The organism is Agrilactobacillus fermenti (assembly GCF_047943045.1).
Taxonomy (GTDB): domain Bacteria; phylum Bacillota; class Bacilli; order Lactobacillales; family Lactobacillaceae; genus Agrilactobacillus; species Agrilactobacillus fermenti.
The window spans coordinates 2,351,742-2,368,719 of the sequence record NZ_CP181347.1; the positions used below are offsets into that span (position 1 = coordinate 2,351,742).

Sequence of the window (16,978 nt, forward strand, 5' to 3'; positions counted from 1 at the left end):
ATTGCTCCTTTAAGAAACTAAGAAAGTTAGCGTTGCGGTACAAATTTCCTTACCAGCAACCATAACCCTACCTTCACCAATACCTGCATTTTGCTTAAGCTTTGTTAACTCAACCGCTAATTCCAACGTATCCCCTGGATAAGCCCAACCGTTAAAACTAGCCTTTTCAATGCCACCAAAAAAGGCAATTCGCCCTTTAAATTCTGGCAAAGACAATAAAGCCACTGCCCCTGCCTGTGCCATGGATTCCACCATTAACATCTGTGGATAACGCGCAATCCCATCAGCGTAGTCTTGTACCACAGCCTCATTATTAGTGATGTTCTTAATGGCTTGACAACTTTTGCCAGGCTGCACGTCAATTACTTTATCAATTAGCAGCATGGGGTAACGATGAGGCAAGATTTTTTTAATATCAAGTTCTACTTCAGCCATAAAAAGCTCCTTAATCTGGTTGGATCGTCATGAGTGGTTGATCATAATCAACCATTTCTTCATTATTCACATCAATGCTGACGATTGTGCCACTATAATCACTTTTCACTTCTGTTAACATCTTCATAGCCTCAACAACACAAACGGTTTGCCCTTTTTTAACGTGATCACCAACATGAACATAATTATCCTTATCTGGTGCGGGTTGTAGATATACCACTCCGACCAACTGTGCCTTGAGCACTTTAAAATTAGCCGAATCGTCTTTTTTTGAGGCTGGGGCCGCCGCAGCTGTGGCATTACCTTGCGTTTCAGAACTAGCCGCTGCTGTTGCTACTGGTACTGCTGCCGAGGTTGGAGCGGCCGCACGGGTTGCAACTTCATTTTTATTCAAATAAATATGTGCCCCGTCAAAATTTAAGTCCATCTCACGAACAGAAGAATCATCAAATGTTTTTAGTAGTTTAAATAATGTCTCTTGGTCCATCTTTTACACCCCACGCCATTTCTTCATTGCTAACACGGCATCATGACCGCCAAAACCAAAGGAATTGCTGATGGCGTAATCCACATCTTGTGTTTGATTTGCTTCCGTTACAAGATTAACTGGGCACGCTTCATCTTGCGTTTCTAAGCCAACATTCACTGGCAGCTTGCCCTTTTGTAAAGCAGCCAAAGTCGCAATTGCTTCAATTGCACCCGCTGCCCCTAACAAATGGCCCGTCATACTTTTAGTGGAGCTAACCAAGGCCTGTGATTTTTCACCAAATAACTGATGGATTGCTTGCGCTTCCATCGAGTCATTGGCTTTGGTGCTGGTCCCATGGGCATTAATGTAGCCAATTTGATCTGGTAAAATATCGGCTTCATCGATTGCTTGCTTCATCGCATTGATCGCACTTTGGCCACTTGGATCTGGCGAAGTCATATGATATGCATCGCACATACTGCCGTAACCAACGATCTCACCATAGATTTTGGCATGGCGTGCTAGCGCATGTTCTAAGTCTTCCAGAACTAAAGTCCCAGAACCCTCAGATAATAAGAAGCCAGCTCGATCTTTATCAAATGGAATCGACGCACGTTTGGGATCGGTTGCTTTGGTAATTGCCGTTAATGCTGCAAATCCAGCAACACCCATCACGTTGTTAGCCGCTTCAGCACCGCCAGAAATCATCATATCTGCTCGTCCTGATTGGATATGGTGAAATGCCTGACCAATTGCATCTGTGGAAGAAGAACAAGCAGTCACGATACACTGACACATATTTTTGGCATTAAAACGCATCGCAATATTGCCAGCTGCCATGTTGGCAATCGCTTCTGGAATAAACATTGGCGATACGCGATCAGCACCCTTATTGTTCATCTTAACAACTTGCTCAGTCATGGTTGTAATACCACCAATACCCGAACCAAAAATAACCCCTAGTCGTTCATCTGCCACTGTATTCTCGTCAAAGTCAGCATCTGTCATCGCTTCAATTGCTGAATAAACGGCATATTGGGAAAATAGATCCATTCGTTTTGTATCTTTTTTATGTAATCGGACGACTGGATCAAAATCCTTTACTTCTCCTGTCAAAGTGACATTCAAATCTGAGGCATCAAATTTCGTGATTGGTCCGGCACCAACTTTTTCGGCAAAAATATTATCAATAAAAGTCGGCGCGTCGTTTCCGATCGGTGTCACAGCACCAACGCCAGTAACAACAACTCTACGCAAAGTAACTCCTCCGCTTCTTTATCTTAAAAACAATGGCTGCGACTAGCATCAACCTTGCTGTCTGATTTCTAGCCACTTGCTTGTTACAAATCATTCGGTTCAAACGTGTTCCAAAAGGCAACGCCCTCTCCTAACGTCGAATTGCTCAACTGGCAAGCCCACCATTTTTCGCAATTCTCGTTAGTGCTCGGTCGCTGACCGCTTTTTGTCACACTCTATTTTATTGCATGACCATACCGCCATCAACGGTAATCGTCTGACCAGTGATGTATTCATTTTCAGCTAAGAAAATAGCGGTGTGTGCGATTTCTTCAGGCTTTGCTGCTCGTTTCAATGGTATCTTAGCGACTAATTCTGCTTGGACTTTTTCGCTAAGGGCATCTGTCATATCGGTGGCCACCATACCCGGAGCAATAGCATTACAGCGAATACCGCGTAAAGCCCCTTCTAAAGCCGTTGTTTTAGTTAAACCCAAAATACCAGCTTTAGCGGCAGCATAGTTTGCTTGGCCAATATTGCCCGTCAAACCGACAACGCTGGCAATATTAATGATTGTCCCTGCTTTTTGCTTATACATTAGTTTCAAAGCTGGTTGCAAAACATTAAACGTGCCTACCAGATTGGTTTGTAATACTTGTTCAAAATCAGCACTTGTCATCCGCAACAACATTTTGTCATTGGTAATGCCAGCATTATTGATCAAAACATCTAATTGTCCATAGGTTTGTTTGATCGTTTTGATCATATTTTGGGCTTGTTCTGGGTCACTGATATCCCCAAGTACCTGTCCTGGCTGATGCGTTGCTTTTTCAAACAACTGCAATACCTCTGGTTTGAGCTCGTGACGACTATTTAGGATAACTTGCGCATCTTTTTGAGCAAAAGCTTGCGCCATCGCTAACCCGATGCCTCGAGAACTACCAGTAATAAATACAATTTTATCTGTCAAATTCACGTTTACATCGCTCCTTGGATCGCCGTGATCGTCTGCTCTAAACTTGCCTGGTTTTCAACATGATAAGTTTTAACACCTTTCAACGTCTTTTTGGTAAAACCAGTCAACGTGTGCCCCGGACCGACTTCAACTAGTGTATCAATACCCAACGCCCCTAATTGCACTAAACATTGGGCAAAGTGTGTCGGGTTGGTGATCTGGTCAATCAATGTCTCAGCCAAGTTCACATGATCAAACGGTTTTACTGTCGTATTACTGATTGTTGGTACCTGTGGGTCTTGAAAAGCCGTTTGCCGTAAATCGGCTGCTAAATTAGCTGCCGCATAAGTCATCAAAGGTGTATGAAATGCACCAGCCACTTTCAATGGGATTGTTTTGAATCCATCAGCATCTAATAGACTTTGAGCCAAATCAACCGCTTCAGCATCCCCACCAATTACAACTTGTTTTGCCGTATTATAATTGGCGATACTTACAAACCCATGATCGGTAATGCCAGCACAAATCGATGCCACGCGCTCATGATCTTTGGTCATCACAGCAACCATTTTGCCAGCTGTTTTTTCACTGGCTGCTTGCATCAATTGACCACGCTTCGTAACTAGCTGAATGCCAGACTGTAACGTCATCGCGTCGGCTGCGATCAAGGCACTATATTCCCCTAAACTCAAGCCTAAGTGCGCTTGTGCTACAGGTAACTGTGGTGCCAGTAATTGATGAATGCCTAGACTCATTGCCACAACCATCGGCTGTAACATCGCCGTATTGGCTAAAGCTGCCGGTTCTTGCACTTTAGCTTGAATGTCAAACCCACAAGCTTGACTAGCAGCATCAATTACTGTTCGATATTCAGAATAGTTATCATAAAGGTCCTGACCCATACCTTCATATTGAGACCCTTGACCTGAAAAAAGATAAGCTAATTTCATGATTAAACAAATCTCCCTGCGCCAGATAAGAGTTGATCTGCTTGACCAACCACTTCTTGAATGATTTCTGCAGCTGGCTGTACCTTTTTGACCATACCGGCGATTTCACCAGCCATAAATGAACCTGTTTCTTTGTCGCCTTCTTGTACAGCACGGCGCAAACTACCGTTGCCTAATTCGTCTAATTTAGCAAAATCAGGTTCCGGTTTTTGGGCCTCTGCTTTTTCTAACTTCAGGAATTTCTTGCTCATTTTATTCTTCAAAACGCGTACAGGTGATCCTGCAAAACGTCCGGTTACTTGCGTATCAATATCTTTAGCTTTGATGACAGCTTTTTTATAATTCTCATGAATATTGGTTTCGCTGGCTGCTAAAAAGCGTGTGCCCATTTGAACACCGGCTGCACCTAACATAAAGGCAGCAGCCACACCACGACCGTCGCCAATTCCACCAGCAGCAAAAACTGGAATGTCTACAGCGTCAACAACTTGTGGCACTAAAGGCAATGTTGCCAACTGACCGATATGCCCACCAGACTCGCCGCCTTCAGCGACAACGCCGTCCACACCGATGCGGGCCATCATTCGTGCTAAAGCAACAGAAGGCACAACAGGGACAACTTTACTGCCCGCCGCTTTAAAATCATCTATGTATTTCCCCGGGTTCCCGGCACCCGTTGTCACAACTGGCACATGAGCTTTGAGAACGACTTCAATAACTTCTTCAACAAAGGGCGACATGAGCATGACATTGACACCAAACGGCTTGTCCGTTAATGAACGTGCCACTTTGATCTGTTCAGCCACAACGGCTCCTGGTGCATTCCCAGCGCCGATAATGCCTAATCCGCCGCCATTTGAAACAGCAGCAGCTAATTGACCATCAGCGACCCAGGCCATGCCACCTTGGATGATGGGATATTTAATGCCAAGTTCTTGAAAAAATGGCGTAGCTTTCATTACTTCAGGCTCCTTAATTAAGCTTGTTTTTCGACAAATTCAACGAGATCTTTAACCGTATCGATGCCCTCTTCAGCTTCGATTTTAACGTCAAATTCATCTTCGATTTCGTTGATAATTTCAAAGATATCTAAGCTGTCAGCATCAAAGTCGTTTTTAAAATTAGATTCCATCTTAACTTCTTCAGGTTCTTTATCTAATTGATCTGCAATGATTTCTTGAATTTTTTTGAATGTTTCTTCGTTGTTAGCCATGTTTAATTACCATCCTTAATTTAATTTGTTTGTTAAAATTTAATAATTTCAGTACCCAATGTTAGGCCACCACCAAAGCCACTTAAAGCAATGGTGTCACCGCGTTTGATCTTACCAGCAGCATTTAATTCATCTAATAAGATTGGCACACTGGCAGCAGATGTATTCCCATAATTAGCAATATTCATAGGAAACTTCTCGATTGGTTGTCCTAATCGTTTGGCGATACTCTCAACAATTCGATAGTTGGCTTGATGCAAGACGAATAAGTCAATCTGATCTAAAGTTAAATCCGCTTGTGCTAAAGCACGTTCGATTGACTTCGGAACATTACGTGTTGCAAAGGCATAGACGGCACGACCATCCATCGTGACCCATTTTCCAGGATTATCAGCGGTTGCCCCATCATTAAATGGCGACTCGTTAGTCGTTCCGGCCATAGTGATCTTATCACCAAGGTCACCCATACTTAACAGATCTTCACCTAGGAACATATTGCCAGCGGCAGCATCCTTTTCTACCAAAACACCACCAGCGCCATCGCCAAACAGCACAGCAGTCGTCCGATCAGACCAGTCTGTATATTTGGATAATACCTCAGCGCCAATTAAAATGCCCTTCTTATATGTAGGATTTGTAAATAGGCCACGCAATACGCTCATCCCATAAATAAAGCCGGAACAAGCGGCATTAAGGTCAAATACAAAAGCTTTACTGGCACCAATTGCCTTTTGTACTTCAGCAGCAGCGGTTGGCACAGCTTCAGAAGCACTGGCAGTCGCAACGATAATAAAATCAATATCTGCACCAGAAATGCCACCTTTTTGGATCAATTCATTGGCAACATTGACTACCAAATCCGTGGTATCTTCATCAGTGACAACGTGGCGCTGCCGAATACCGGTTCTCGTTCGGATCCATTCATCGTTTGTATCCATCATTTTAGACAAGTCATCATTCGTGACGACTTTGCTTGGTACATAATGTGCTGTTTGGGTGATTTTTAGCAAGATTGTCCCTTCCTTTATCTGCAATGTTTAGTTGGCAACTAAGCGCCGATCACGCTCTAAAAACTCGATCAAATTATCAACTGCTCGCTCGATCAAACTGACTTCTGAAGTTGAGAAACCGTTTAAAAACGAAGTAACCATTTTATTGTGAAACTCAGCGTGTAGGCGGTAAACACAGCGGCCCTTACGCGTCAAACCAAGACGAACGATGCGCCGATCTGTACTGCCTTGTGCACGTTGTACATAACCTTTACGGACCAAATTATGAATCGTAGCCGTCAGTGTTCCCGGACGTACGGATAATTCTCGGGAAACTTCTGAGCTGGTCTTATGCTGATGCAACGAGATCGCATTGATCGTATGGATCTCCTTGATCGACAGGTCACTAAAGGGCCCCGTTTTCAGTGCTTGTTCCTCAATCGTCAAAATATCTCGATAAGCTTTTACCAGTTTATCGTTGATCCGCTTCTCAATTTCATTGGACACTAGGGTGACCACCTTTGACTGCAAAAATAATCTTCGCTTGACATGCTTTTTGATCTGCCAAAAAGACAATGCCTTTAAAAGTCAATGTCTGTGTCGTGCGCTCGACCAACTGCACATCATAGGTAAGTTCACTTCCGGGCGCAACCGTTTTGCGGAATTTCACTCGATTCAAAGCCTGCAGTGTGACATCTAAATCAGGTGCCTCGAGTTTTAAAAATAACCGCGCTGACTGCTGCAGACCTTCGACCAATAACACACCTGGCACAACTGGTTCACTAGGAAAATGGCCTTGAAAATAAGGCGCATCTTCTGAAATGAATTGATGTGCCACAATATGTTGTGCATCCGTCTCCAGAACCTGATCTACCATCAACTGCTCATGTCGCTCTGGAATCAGCTTCGTGATCTCCGTTGTTGAGAGTTTAGCCACAGATAAACCTCCTAAAATTATTTCAATCATCAAAATAATTGACTAGCAAATAGTACCCTTATCAATAAAAGTTGTCAAATTTCACTGTATTCAAACGATCATTTTCACAGCCATTTCCAAAGCTGGTTCATTCTTTCGGTGGGGAAAAATAACGCGGTAGCCTTGTGACTTAATAACTTGTGCGCTGCGGTGATTTAAGGTGACAAAGATGGCAGTAATATCTGGTTCCAGAGCAATAATTTTTTCAAAAGCCGGCAGATCAGATATCAAAATATGTGTGTAGTGCTTGGTTCGCAACAGACGTCTTAAATTCGTACTCGTTTCATAACTTATATGATAGAAATAAGTTGTTAAGGCTTGCCAGTTCGGCTTATTTAAATTCAGCGGGTGATATTTCCTTGAAATATCTGACCGCAACCATAAAACGGCCTCATCCGCAAACATGCGAGCGCGCAACATAGTCGCTAATGAATCTTGTTGCTCACTGCGGCTTAAGATCACTGTATTGAATCCTTGTTTACGTGCAAAGGTTTCAATTATTGGACTGGTGGTCGCGATCTTAGGTTTGACCGACCGTTTTTGAAAAAATGGCGCAACCGCTTCTAAAGCATAACGGTTCGTGACTGCCAACATGTCTGCTTGGTAAAGTTGATTGATAGCCTTCTGGTGTAAATGCACCGGCTTTAATTCATGTAAATTCACAAAATCTGCCTGTGCTAATAACAGCTCTGTCAGCAATTTTGGCGGCAGACTCATTTGGGGACGCGTCACTAGAATTCTTGGTGCCATATCTACTCCTTAATTATCAAACCAGATTTCAAACCGAATATCATAGGAATAATAATAGCATAATTTTCATGTAAACACCGCAAAGCCGAGGTATATTTGACTTTAAATGCAAATGGGCGGACAATATCACTTTAATTGTTCGTATGCGAACCATTTGAAAAAGGAGGCCGTATGACTCAAAAACAAATTGAATTGCTTCAAAAAGTGCTATCACAAAATCGCCAGCTTCGCCGCGTGACCCGTCAGCTATCAGCTCAAGTTGCTAATAAGCGGCAAGTCACTTACACCCAGCTATTGACCTTAGAGATTCTCAAGACACATCCCGGCTTAAATTTGAATGAATTAGCCGCCCAGCTGCATCTGTCAAAAAGTTCGGTTTCCGGAATTGTTGATCGACTGCTGAAAAATAAGCTGATTTATAAGCAAAAAAAAATTGCCGATCAACGACAACTGACCTTGCATCTAACCCAAACAGGCTCCAAACTCGCCATTTCAGCTTACGCCGAATTTTATGAGCAATTAACAGCTTTATTAGACTTAGATACGGAAGAATTAGAACAGTACTTAACGATTCAATTAAAAATTATAAAAAAACTGGAGGCGGTTTATCAATGAACATCACACGTCGTGACCGCAACATTTTGTTGATCGTCATGATCGGAAACTTCTTAGGTTTCTTGAACCAAACTTTAATGAACGTCGCACTACCTAGTATTATGCGCGAATTTAGCATCTCTGCCAGCCAAGGTCAGTGGTTAGCTAACGGTTATATGTTGATCAATGGGGTCATGATCCCTTTGACAGCTTTTCTAATGAATCGCTTCAAAACTAAGCATCTTTATTTGACCGCTATGACTATGTTTACTGTGGGTACTATTTTAGGCGGCCTAGCACCTCAATTCTGGATTTTAATTATGGGGCGCATGTTCCAAGCAGCTGGTACAGGCATTTTAATTCCTTTAATGAATGTTATTACGATGCGTATCTTTCCAATTGACCGTCGCGGTCGCGCCATGGGCTTTATCGGGTTAGCCATGAACTTTGCGCCCGCCATTGGCCCTACCTTATCAGGCTATATTGTCACAAATTTCTCTTGGCGGTACTTGTTCTACATGGTCACACCTTTAGCTATTCTCGACGTGATTTTAGCCGCCTTTCTGTTACAAAACTACGGTGAAACTACTAAGCAACGGTTCGATATAGTTAGTATCAGCTTGTCTATTCTTGGTATGGGAAGCTTATTAGCCGGACTGAGCAACGCTGGTGATGGCGACTGGCTCACTTGGTCGGTCATCGGCTTGATCTTCATTGGTGCAGCAATTATCTTTGCTTTCATCCGTTTGCAGTTGAAGCGGCCAGTGCCATTATTAAACTTCGACGTTTTCAAATATCGAAATTTCACACTAGGTGTGGTCACCAATATTTTTGTCATGATGGCATTATATGGCGGCACTTTATTATTACCATTATTTATTCAAAATGTTCAGAATCAGTCGGCGCAGATTTCTGGGCTCGTGCTTTTACCAGGTGCCATTATTACGGCGATCATGTCGCCGATTTCTGGTAATCTCTATGATCGGTATGGCGCCAAATATCTTAGTTTTAGTGGTTTGCTTGTCTTAGCAGTCAGTACTTTCCTATTCGCAAACTTAAAACAAAATACCAGTATTCCTTATATCATTATCAGTCAATCGGTGCGCAGTTTAGCAATTGGTTTGGTCACAATGCCACTGCAAACTGAAGCACTTAATGCCTTACCTCGAGAACTGATTCCCCACGGATCAGCGATGTACACCACGATCCGCCAAGTTTCTGGTTCGGTTGGCACAGCTAGTTTGATTACCGTGATGAGTCTCGTTGCGCGAACAAATACCATGCGCCTGGGTGCTCGATTAGCCCAACTGCATGGGATCAATATCGCGTATGCCGTTTGCGGCGTATTAGCGATTGTCGGCGCGTTTTGTGCTTTGAAGTTGACCCCACGCAATAAACAGCCCCGCTTTCCGGACACCGTTGAGCACAAAGATCTTCATGCGTCCACACCCGTTGACTAATTGGATTGCTTCCACTTATTAAATTGAGTAAATTAGTAGTAACCAAATAATTTAACAAAGGATGCGACCACTGTGGCTGATAAAAAAACTTTAGTTGATTACGAAATTGATATTCCAAAAGTTTCTCAACTTTTACAAGAGGATGCCGATGTCCAAGCCTTTTTTGATAGCCTAACTACCGGTTATCAGCGTGAATGGGCGCGTTATATCTTTGGCGCTAAAGCAGAGGCAACCAAACAGCGCCATATTACCGACATGAAGATGATCTTAAAAGCAGGCTATAAGTCTAAACGGGCTTATGGCTCTCGTCCCAAAGCCTAGGAGGGCCAAATATGAAAATTGTGATCACCGTTATTGGTCAAGATCAAATTGGTATTGTTGCCAAAGTCAGTCGTAAGCTGGCTGACTTAAAGGTCAATATTTTAGATATTTCCCAAACATTGATGCAAACGAACTTCACGATGATTTTGATGGGTGAAATAAAAACAGATACGCCGAATCTAGCTCAGATTCAGACTGAGTTGAAAGCATTAGGGGCTGAAATTGGCGTGGTGATCCGCGTGCAACGTTCAGAGGTCTTCGATGCGATTCAAAAGTTATAGGAGGCCGCTCATATGGAGGAGAAACAAATCCTAGAGACCATCCAAATGGTTTCAGAAGAAAACTTAGATATTCGTACGATCACGATGGGCATTTCTTTACTAGATTGTATTGATTCTAATGCTGAAGCAGCTGCTAGAAAAATCTACGATAAAATCACGCATTATGCTAAAGATTTAGTGCCTGTCGCTGAAGCGATTGAAATGGAATATGGGATTCCCATTGTCAACAAGCGTATCTCTGTTACGCCCATAGCTATTGTCGCCGGTGCTAGTGATGTCACAGACGACACCATCTTTGCTAAAACTTTAGATCGAGCAGCTACAGATCTCGGGGTAGATATCATCGGTGGTTTTTCTGCCTTAGTGCATAAGGGTTATACCAAAGGTGACCATCGCTTGATCCAATCGATCCCCCAAGCATTAAGCGAAACGAGTCGTGTCTGCAGCTCTGTAAATATTGGCGCTACGCGTTCAGGCATCAATATGGATGCCGTTCAAGAAATGGGCTGTGTCATCAAGCAGCTAGCTGAGATTGACCCCGTTAAGTGTATGAACTTAGTCGTTTTTGCCAACGCTGTGGAAGACAATCCTTTTATGGCGGGGGCATTTCATGGGGTTGGTGAGGCTGATTGTGTGATCAATATGGGCGTTAGCGGCCCTGGTGTCGTTAAACATGCCCTGTCAAAAATTAAGGGTGCCCCTTTTGATGTCGTTTCCGAAACCATCAAGAAGACCGCTTTTAAAGTCACCCGCATGGGTCAATTTGTCGGTACCCTTGCGGCCCAGCGTTTACATGTTCCTTTTGGGATCGTGGACCTCTCCTTAGCACCCACGCCAGCTAGAGGTGATTCCGTCGCTGAGATCTTAGAAGCGATGGGTTTGGAGAGTGTCGGTGCGGCTGGTACTACTGCTGCCTTGGCCCTGTTAAATGATGCCGTTAAAAAGGGCGGTGTCATGGCCTGTGAACATGTGGGTGGGTTATCTGGCGCTTTCATTCCTGTTTCCGAAGATAGTGGGATGATTCAAGCTGTAACAAACCAACAACTCAACATTGAGAAACTAGAAGCCATGACGGCCGTTTGTTCGGTGGGTCTGGATATGATTGCTGTTCCTGGCAATACACCTGCCGCAGTGATCAGCGGGATGATCGCTGATGAAGCTGCTATCGGTGTGATCAATAATAAAACGACTGCTGTCCGTGTGATCCCAGCAACGGGTAAAGACGTCGGTGATGATATTAACTTCGGCGGTATCTTTGGCCATGCCCCTGTCATGGCGGTTAATACAAGTAGCCCCGCTGAGTTTATTGCCCGCGGCGGCCGCATACCCGCACCAATCCACTCGTTTAAGAATTAAGCGATCGAATAATATAATTCTAAACGTGTTCCAAAAAGCAACGGCCTCTCCTAACATCGAATTGCTCAAATGGCAAAACCACCATTTGTCGCAATTCTTGTTAGTGCTCGGCCGCTGAACGCTTTTTGTCACACTCTGCATTTTTATGAGTTATATTTGAAAACCAAACGTTTTAAGAAGCAGTCACGTTGGCTTGTTCACGTAAATAGTTTTTGATCTGATCAATTGTGATCATTGGCATATTCCAAGTTTTAGAGAATTCTGCTAAATCATCCCGGCGTGCCATTGTCCCATCTTCTTTAATGATCTCAATGATCGCGCCAACTGGTGCTTTACCACAAATTTTTGCTAAATCAACGGCAGCTTCTGTATGACCATCACGTTCTAGCACACCCTTTGGCTTGGCGATCAAAGGAAAGATGTGTCCTGGGTGATTAAAATGTGTTGGTTTGGCATCAGCATCAGCTAAGTGACTGATCGTTGCTGCCCGGTCTGGTGCAGAAACACCTGTGGTTACCCCTGTCGCTTCGAATTCGCCATCTGTGGAAACGGTAAATGGCGTCAAGTTAGGGTCAGTGCTGTTATCTACCATCATCTTAAAACCAAGTTTTTCAGCAAGTTCAGCACTCACTGGTGCACATAACAATCCTTTTGCATGCGTGATCATGAAGTTGATTGTTTCAGCTGTAATTCCTTCACCTAAAGCGACAATATCGCCTTCATTTTCACGATCTTCATTGTCTGCCAAAATAATCATGCCGCCATTTTTTAATGTTTCAAGTGCTACGTTGATATCTGCAAAAATATTTGCCAATGTGATCCACACTCCTGAATGTTTTGGTAAACTAGATGGCCATCGTTCGTTTACTCATTAAAAATAACTGATTTTCAGAAAAATGTCAACATATTATCCGAAATTAAACGAATATTATTTTATTTATCCCATTCATTTGTTCGTAAATAAACAGAGATGAGCGTGAGACAAATGGAGCTTAGCACCTGAGCACTAACAAGAATTGCAAAAAATGGTGGGTTTTCCATTTGAGCCATCAGCGGTTAGATGAGGATGTTGCTTTGTGGAACACATTTAAAACTTAATTATTCGCAAACAAAAAGTGACTGAAAACAAAACGTTAGTTCTATCCCAGTCACACCACTATTTATTATTTAACCATGTGCCAAAAAGGTAATGCCCTTTATCTCATTCTCACAAATTATCCGAATCAATGAATTTGGTGTTTGGTTAATGCTTCGTGTACTTGTGTCTCTAAGTAATGCATCAGCTTTGGTGCATCGCGTCTGAAAGCCGATTGGAAAGAGTTGCATGTGCCTGGTGCTGAAATCGTTGTTTCCACTTCATCCGTAGCATCATCCGTAATGGTTAATTCTTCATCGGCATAATGTACTCTGACATAGCTACCCTCAAGGCCTTCATCGCAAATCGATTGGGTAAAATTGACTACCGCATCTTCGATAACTTGGTTTAGACCAATATCTATACCCTTACGTTGCATTGATCGTAATAACCGAGTTGCGCCCTCATAGGTCGTTGGAATTTGTACGTCCATAATTAGCCTCCTAAATAGCAAATGTTTTTATACCAATATCGCGCTTGCTTATAGTGTAACCGCTTCAACTAAAAAAAGAAAGAATTTTAACAAAAAGTTTGCTTAATTTTTAAGTTTTGCTCGATAAATATTGCGCCCATTGACAGCCCTTTCTTATAGTTTTAGATTGGAAGAGCAATAAATAAATAACATTGGAGTGTTTTTCATGGAAATCATTGACGGACAACAAGGTCCTTTAGTACACGAACATGTTTATAATAAAGGCCATCAACGTATTGGCCATCGCATCTTACCGAAAGGCCTAGCAAACGATAAGATTACGTTACATCCCGCACCTGCGCACGGTGTCGTGATTCCGGTCAAAGGTAGAATTGAATTTGGGACAGCTGATGGTCCTAAGGAGCTCTATCCTGGCCGCATCGCTGTTATGGAAAAAGGCGATCCTCATTATATGAAAGCAATCGAAGATAGTGAAGTTTTCGTCGTATTGGACCTAGAAAAATAAACGGTCAGTACCAAATAAAAGCCACCAAAGTTAGACTGAAAGAATCTAATTTTGGTGGCTTTATTTTCAAATTTTATACCTTAGAGTCCAAAACAGATAACGTTTTGTTTCCAATTACTGTCTAATTCGTAGACGGATCTGTTGCCAATTCAGCTGTCGCCGATTCGTTGGCCGTAACCAACGTATGTTGCCGCCACCAACTTGATAGAATCGATCCGGAAATATTATGCCAAATCGAAAAAATCGTGGACGGAATTGCGGCAGCTGGTAAGAAATACTTCATCGCTAAGGTGGCGCCTAGGCTGGAGTCTTGCATACCGACTTCAAAAGTAATTGCCTTTTGCTGTGGCTGTTTCAAGTGGATCAACTTGCTGAACAAGAAACCCAAACCATAGCCGCTCAAATTATGTAACATAACGACTGGGATGACTAAGGCTGTTTGCGCAGAGAAAAGTTCATTATGGTTTGCTGCAAAAACGGCGCCGATGATGGCTAAGATAGAGAGTTGTGAAACTAAGGGTAAGACTTGCGTGACTTTTTCAACTTGTTTGGCAAATAAGGTGTGAACAACAACGCCCAAAATAATCGGGATCACTACGATTTTAAGGGTACTTAAAAATAATTGCGTTGTTGGAATAGCGACATATTTGCCCGCATAAATTTTTAACAGTAAGGGTAACATGACAGGTGCCAATAAAGTAGATAGTGCTTCAATAGAAACGTCTAAGGCAACATCCCCCTTAGCTAGGAAAGCCATGACACTGGAAGAAGTCCCACTCGGACATGAGCCAACTAGGATGACGCCCACAGCAGTCATGCCGTTGAGATGGAAAATTAAGCAAAGAATCCAAGCAATGGCTGGCATAATCAAATAATGGGCAACAGTGCCCAAAATGACGGGTATTGGCCGTTTTAAAATTCTGGCAAAATCAGCCTTTTTTAAGGTCAGTCCCATGCCAAACAAAATAATGCCTAATAAGATGGACGTTTTAGGCGCGATCCACAAACTCACTTGGGGCACAAAATAGTTGATTGCTGCCCAAATGATGACTAATAAAGTAAACCATTTACTTAACCAATTACCAACTGCTGTTGCTTTATGCATTGCTTATCCCCCTCACAGATTAAAAAGTTCATTAACGTCGCGCATAACCCCACCCGTACTTGCAGAAGTCACTAATGCTTGATAACGGGCGAGATAGCCGCTTTTGACTTTTGGTACGAATTTCTTCAGAGATTTACGCCGCTCAGCCAATTCTGCATCAGAAACATGGACATCTAATGTTCGGTTTGCCAAATCGATCGTGATCTCATCACCATCTTTGATCAGGGCAATTTCGCCGCCTTCAGCTGCTTCTGGTGAAATATGGCCGACAGCGATGCCCCGAGTTGCTCCAGAAAAGCGGCCGTCAGTGATCAGACCGACTTCGCGGCCAAGACCTCGGCCAACAATACTAGAAGTTGGGTTGAGCATTTCTGGCATGCCCGGCCCACCTTTTGGCCCTTCATAGCGGATGACAACCACATGACCCGACTGTACTTTGCCACTATCGATACCCTCGACAGCTTCATCATGTGAATTAAAACAAATAGCTTTGCCAGTAAATTGATGAATATCTTTGTCTACCCCACCAACTTTGATAACCGCCCCATCTTTAGCAATGTTGCCATGCAGGATCGACAAACCGCCTTGGTTAGAATAAGGATTAGAAATCGGGTGAATTACCGCTTCATTCTTGGTGTGACACCCCGCCACATTCTCGCGCAAAGTTTTTTGCGTTACCGTCAAACGGTCTGGATGCAAGATTCCACCCTTTTCGATCAATTCATTCAAAATAGCTGGAATGCCCCCAGCCGCGTGAACATCTTGCATGGTCCAATGCGAAGACGGTGCAATTTTAGCTAAATATGGTACCCGCTTGGCGATTTCATTAATATCATCTTCGGAATAATCAATCCCCGCTTCATGTGCAATTGCAAGCCCGTGCAGTACCGTATTGGTCGAGCCACCCATAGCCATATCCAAAGCAAAGGCGTCATCAAAAGCTTCTTTGGTCATGATGTCTCGTGGTTTCACATTATCTTTGACTAGGTTCATCAATTGTTTAGCCGCTTGGCGAACTAGTTCTCGCCGTTCTTCAGTATCTGCCAAAGCCGTGCCATTATAAGGCAAAGCAACTCCCATAGCTTCCATCAATGAATTCATGGAGTTCGCGGTAAACATGCCGGCACATGAGCCACAGCCGGGACAGGCGTTTTGTTCATATTTTAATAAATCATCTTTGAATAATTTACCACTCTTAAAAGCGCCAACTGCTTCAAACATACTGGATAACGTGGTTGCTTTCCCATTTGGATCGACCCCGGCACGCATCGGTCCACCAGAAACGAATACGGCCGGCACGTTGGTCCGAGCGGCTGCCATCAACATGCCTGGCGTGATCTTATCACAATTTGGCATATACAATACCCCATCAAACCAATGGGCATTGATCACGGTTTCAGCTGAATCAGCGATGATTTCTCGACTTGGTAATGAGTAGCGCATGCCCACATGACCCATGGCAATGCCATCATCAACCCCGATCGTATTGAACTCAAAAGGGATTCCGCCAGCTGCCTTAATGGCTTCTTTAGCCACTTCTGCTAATTCACGTAAATGAATGTGGCCCGGTACAATTTCCACGTACGAATTACAAATTGCAATGAAAGGTTTTTTCATCTCGTCTTCATTATGCACGCGACCTGTCGCATATAATAAGCTGCGGCCAGGTGCTTGATCCACACCTACCTTGATTTTGTCACTTCTTTTTTTGATATCCGCACCGGTTAAACTAAAGCCCAAAGTATCTGGCATGCAAATCCCTCCAATTCTTTTAAAAAAGATAATGATTAGAATTCTATCATCTTTCTATAATTT

At 43.2% G+C, this 16,978-nt stretch carries 21 protein-coding genes; 6 read left to right on the plus strand and 15 right to left on the minus strand.

The window, feature by feature from the left end; translation table 11 throughout:
• Nucleotides 1-9 precede the first annotated feature (9 nt).
• The 11 genes from fabZ to ACNAN0_RS11695 form a co-directional block, all read right to left on the minus strand.
• Nucleotides 10-435 (minus strand): 3-hydroxyacyl-ACP dehydratase FabZ, encoded by a 426-nt coding sequence (fabZ, locus tag ACNAN0_RS11645; RefSeq protein ID WP_230912935.1) that lies wholly within the window; start codon nt 433-435, stop codon nt 10-12.
• A gap of 10 nt (nt 436-445) precedes the next feature.
• Nucleotides 446-922: an acetyl-CoA carboxylase biotin carboxyl carrier protein gene (gene accB, locus ACNAN0_RS11650; RefSeq protein ID WP_230912936.1), complete on the minus strand. Its 477-nt coding sequence runs from the start codon at nt 920-922 to the stop codon at nt 446-448.
• A gap of 3 nt (nt 923-925) precedes the next feature.
• On the minus strand, nt 926-2,161 hold the full coding sequence (fabF, locus tag ACNAN0_RS11655; RefSeq protein ID WP_230912937.1) for a beta-ketoacyl-ACP synthase II: 1,236 nt from the start codon (nt 2,159-2,161) through the stop codon (nt 926-928).
• 220 nt (nt 2,162-2,381) lie between these two features.
• Complete coding sequence (locus ACNAN0_RS11660; RefSeq protein WP_230912938.1) at nt 2,382-3,116, minus strand: 3-oxoacyl-ACP reductase family protein; 735 nt, start codon at nt 3,114-3,116, stop codon at nt 2,382-2,384.
• 2 nt (nt 3,117-3,118) lie between these two features.
• Nucleotides 3,119-4,045: an ACP S-malonyltransferase gene (locus ACNAN0_RS11665; protein ID WP_416353373.1), complete on the minus strand. Its 927-nt coding sequence runs from the start codon at nt 4,043-4,045 to the stop codon at nt 3,119-3,121.
• A 2-nt stretch (nt 4,046-4,047) separates the two neighbouring features.
• Nucleotides 4,048-5,004: an enoyl-[acyl-carrier-protein] reductase FabK gene (gene fabK, locus ACNAN0_RS11670; RefSeq protein WP_416353374.1), complete on the minus strand. Its 957-nt coding sequence runs from the start codon at nt 5,002-5,004 to the stop codon at nt 4,048-4,050.
• Nucleotides 5,005-5,021: 17 nt separating this feature from the next.
• Complete coding sequence (locus tag ACNAN0_RS11675; RefSeq protein WP_230912941.1) at nt 5,022-5,258, minus strand: acyl carrier protein; 237 nt, start codon at nt 5,256-5,258, stop codon at nt 5,022-5,024.
• Nucleotides 5,259-5,290: 32 nt separating this feature from the next.
• Complete coding sequence (locus ACNAN0_RS11680; protein ID WP_230912993.1) at nt 5,291-6,271, minus strand: beta-ketoacyl-ACP synthase III; 981 nt, start codon at nt 6,269-6,271, stop codon at nt 5,291-5,293.
• 24 nt (nt 6,272-6,295) lie between these two features.
• Nucleotides 6,296-6,754 carry a MarR family winged helix-turn-helix transcriptional regulator gene (locus ACNAN0_RS11685; RefSeq protein ID WP_230912942.1) on the minus strand — a complete coding sequence of 153 codons (459 nt, stop codon included), beginning with the start codon at nt 6,752-6,754 and terminating at the stop codon, nt 6,296-6,298.
• Nucleotides 6,744-7,184 (minus strand): 3-hydroxyacyl-ACP dehydratase FabZ family protein, encoded by a 441-nt coding sequence (locus tag ACNAN0_RS11690; protein ID WP_416353375.1) that lies wholly within the window; start codon nt 7,182-7,184, stop codon nt 6,744-6,746. The genes ACNAN0_RS11685 and ACNAN0_RS11690 overlap by 11 nt, the downstream gene beginning before the upstream one ends.
• 90 nt (nt 7,185-7,274) lie before the next feature.
• A complete protein-coding gene (locus tag ACNAN0_RS11695) occupies nt 7,275-7,973 on the minus strand; it encodes a uroporphyrinogen-III synthase (protein WP_230912944.1) in 699 nt (232 codons plus the stop codon).
• Between the two features lie 171 nt (nt 7,974-8,144).
• On the opposite strand from ACNAN0_RS11695, the gene ACNAN0_RS11700 reads away from it, so the two are divergent.
• The 5 genes from ACNAN0_RS11700 (at nt 8,145) to ACNAN0_RS11720 (ending at nt 11,985) form a co-directional block, all read left to right on the plus strand.
• Nucleotides 8,145-8,588: a MarR family winged helix-turn-helix transcriptional regulator gene (locus ACNAN0_RS11700; RefSeq protein WP_230912945.1), complete on the plus strand. Its 444-nt coding sequence runs from the start codon at nt 8,145-8,147 to the stop codon at nt 8,586-8,588.
• A complete protein-coding gene (locus tag ACNAN0_RS11705) occupies nt 8,585-10,027 on the plus strand; it encodes an MDR family MFS transporter (RefSeq protein WP_416353376.1) in 1,443 nt (480 codons plus the stop codon). The genes ACNAN0_RS11700 and ACNAN0_RS11705 overlap by 4 nt, the downstream gene beginning before the upstream one ends.
• Before the next feature lie 72 nt (nt 10,028-10,099).
• Entirely contained in the window at nt 10,100-10,348 is a 249-nt protein-coding gene (locus ACNAN0_RS11710; protein ID WP_416353377.1) for a YdeI/OmpD-associated family protein, read from the plus strand.
• Nucleotides 10,349-10,359: 11 nt separating this feature from the next.
• Complete coding sequence (locus tag ACNAN0_RS11715; protein WP_416353378.1) at nt 10,360-10,629, plus strand: ACT domain-containing protein; 270 nt, start codon at nt 10,360-10,362, stop codon at nt 10,627-10,629.
• Nucleotides 10,630-10,641: 12 nt separating this feature from the next.
• Nucleotides 10,642-11,985, plus strand: coding sequence for a PFL family protein (locus tag ACNAN0_RS11720; RefSeq protein ID WP_416353379.1), 1,344 nt, complete (start codon nt 10,642-10,644; stop codon nt 11,983-11,985).
• Between the two features lie 172 nt (nt 11,986-12,157).
• On the opposite strand, the gene ribB is transcribed toward ACNAN0_RS11720, so the two are convergent.
• Entirely contained in the window at nt 12,158-12,799 is a 642-nt protein-coding gene (ribB, locus tag ACNAN0_RS11725; protein ID WP_230912950.1) for a 3,4-dihydroxy-2-butanone-4-phosphate synthase, read from the minus strand.
• A 409-nt stretch (nt 12,800-13,208) separates the two neighbouring features.
• Nucleotides 13,209-13,553, minus strand: a complete 345-nt coding sequence (locus ACNAN0_RS11730) for a hypothetical protein (protein WP_230912951.1) — start codon at nt 13,551-13,553, stop codon at nt 13,209-13,211.
• 205 nt (nt 13,554-13,758) lie between these two features.
• Between ACNAN0_RS11730 and ACNAN0_RS11735 the strand changes: the two genes are divergently transcribed.
• Nucleotides 13,759-14,058 carry a hypothetical protein gene (locus ACNAN0_RS11735; protein ID WP_230912952.1) on the plus strand — a complete coding sequence of 100 codons (300 nt, stop codon included), beginning with the start codon at nt 13,759-13,761 and terminating at the stop codon, nt 14,056-14,058.
• 121 nt (nt 14,059-14,179) lie between these two features.
• Here the strand turns inward: ACNAN0_RS11735 and ACNAN0_RS11740 are convergent, their stop codons facing one another.
• Together ACNAN0_RS11740 and ilvD are read right to left on the minus strand one after the other, a co-directional pair.
• Nucleotides 14,180-15,163: a bile acid:sodium symporter family protein gene (locus tag ACNAN0_RS11740; RefSeq protein WP_416353380.1), complete on the minus strand. Its 984-nt coding sequence runs from the start codon at nt 15,161-15,163 to the stop codon at nt 14,180-14,182.
• A 12-nt stretch (nt 15,164-15,175) separates the two neighbouring features.
• Nucleotides 15,176-16,915: a dihydroxy-acid dehydratase gene (gene ilvD / locus ACNAN0_RS11745; RefSeq protein WP_416353381.1), complete on the minus strand. Its 1,740-nt coding sequence runs from the start codon at nt 16,913-16,915 to the stop codon at nt 15,176-15,178.
• Nucleotides 16,916-16,978: the final 63 nt, after the last annotated feature.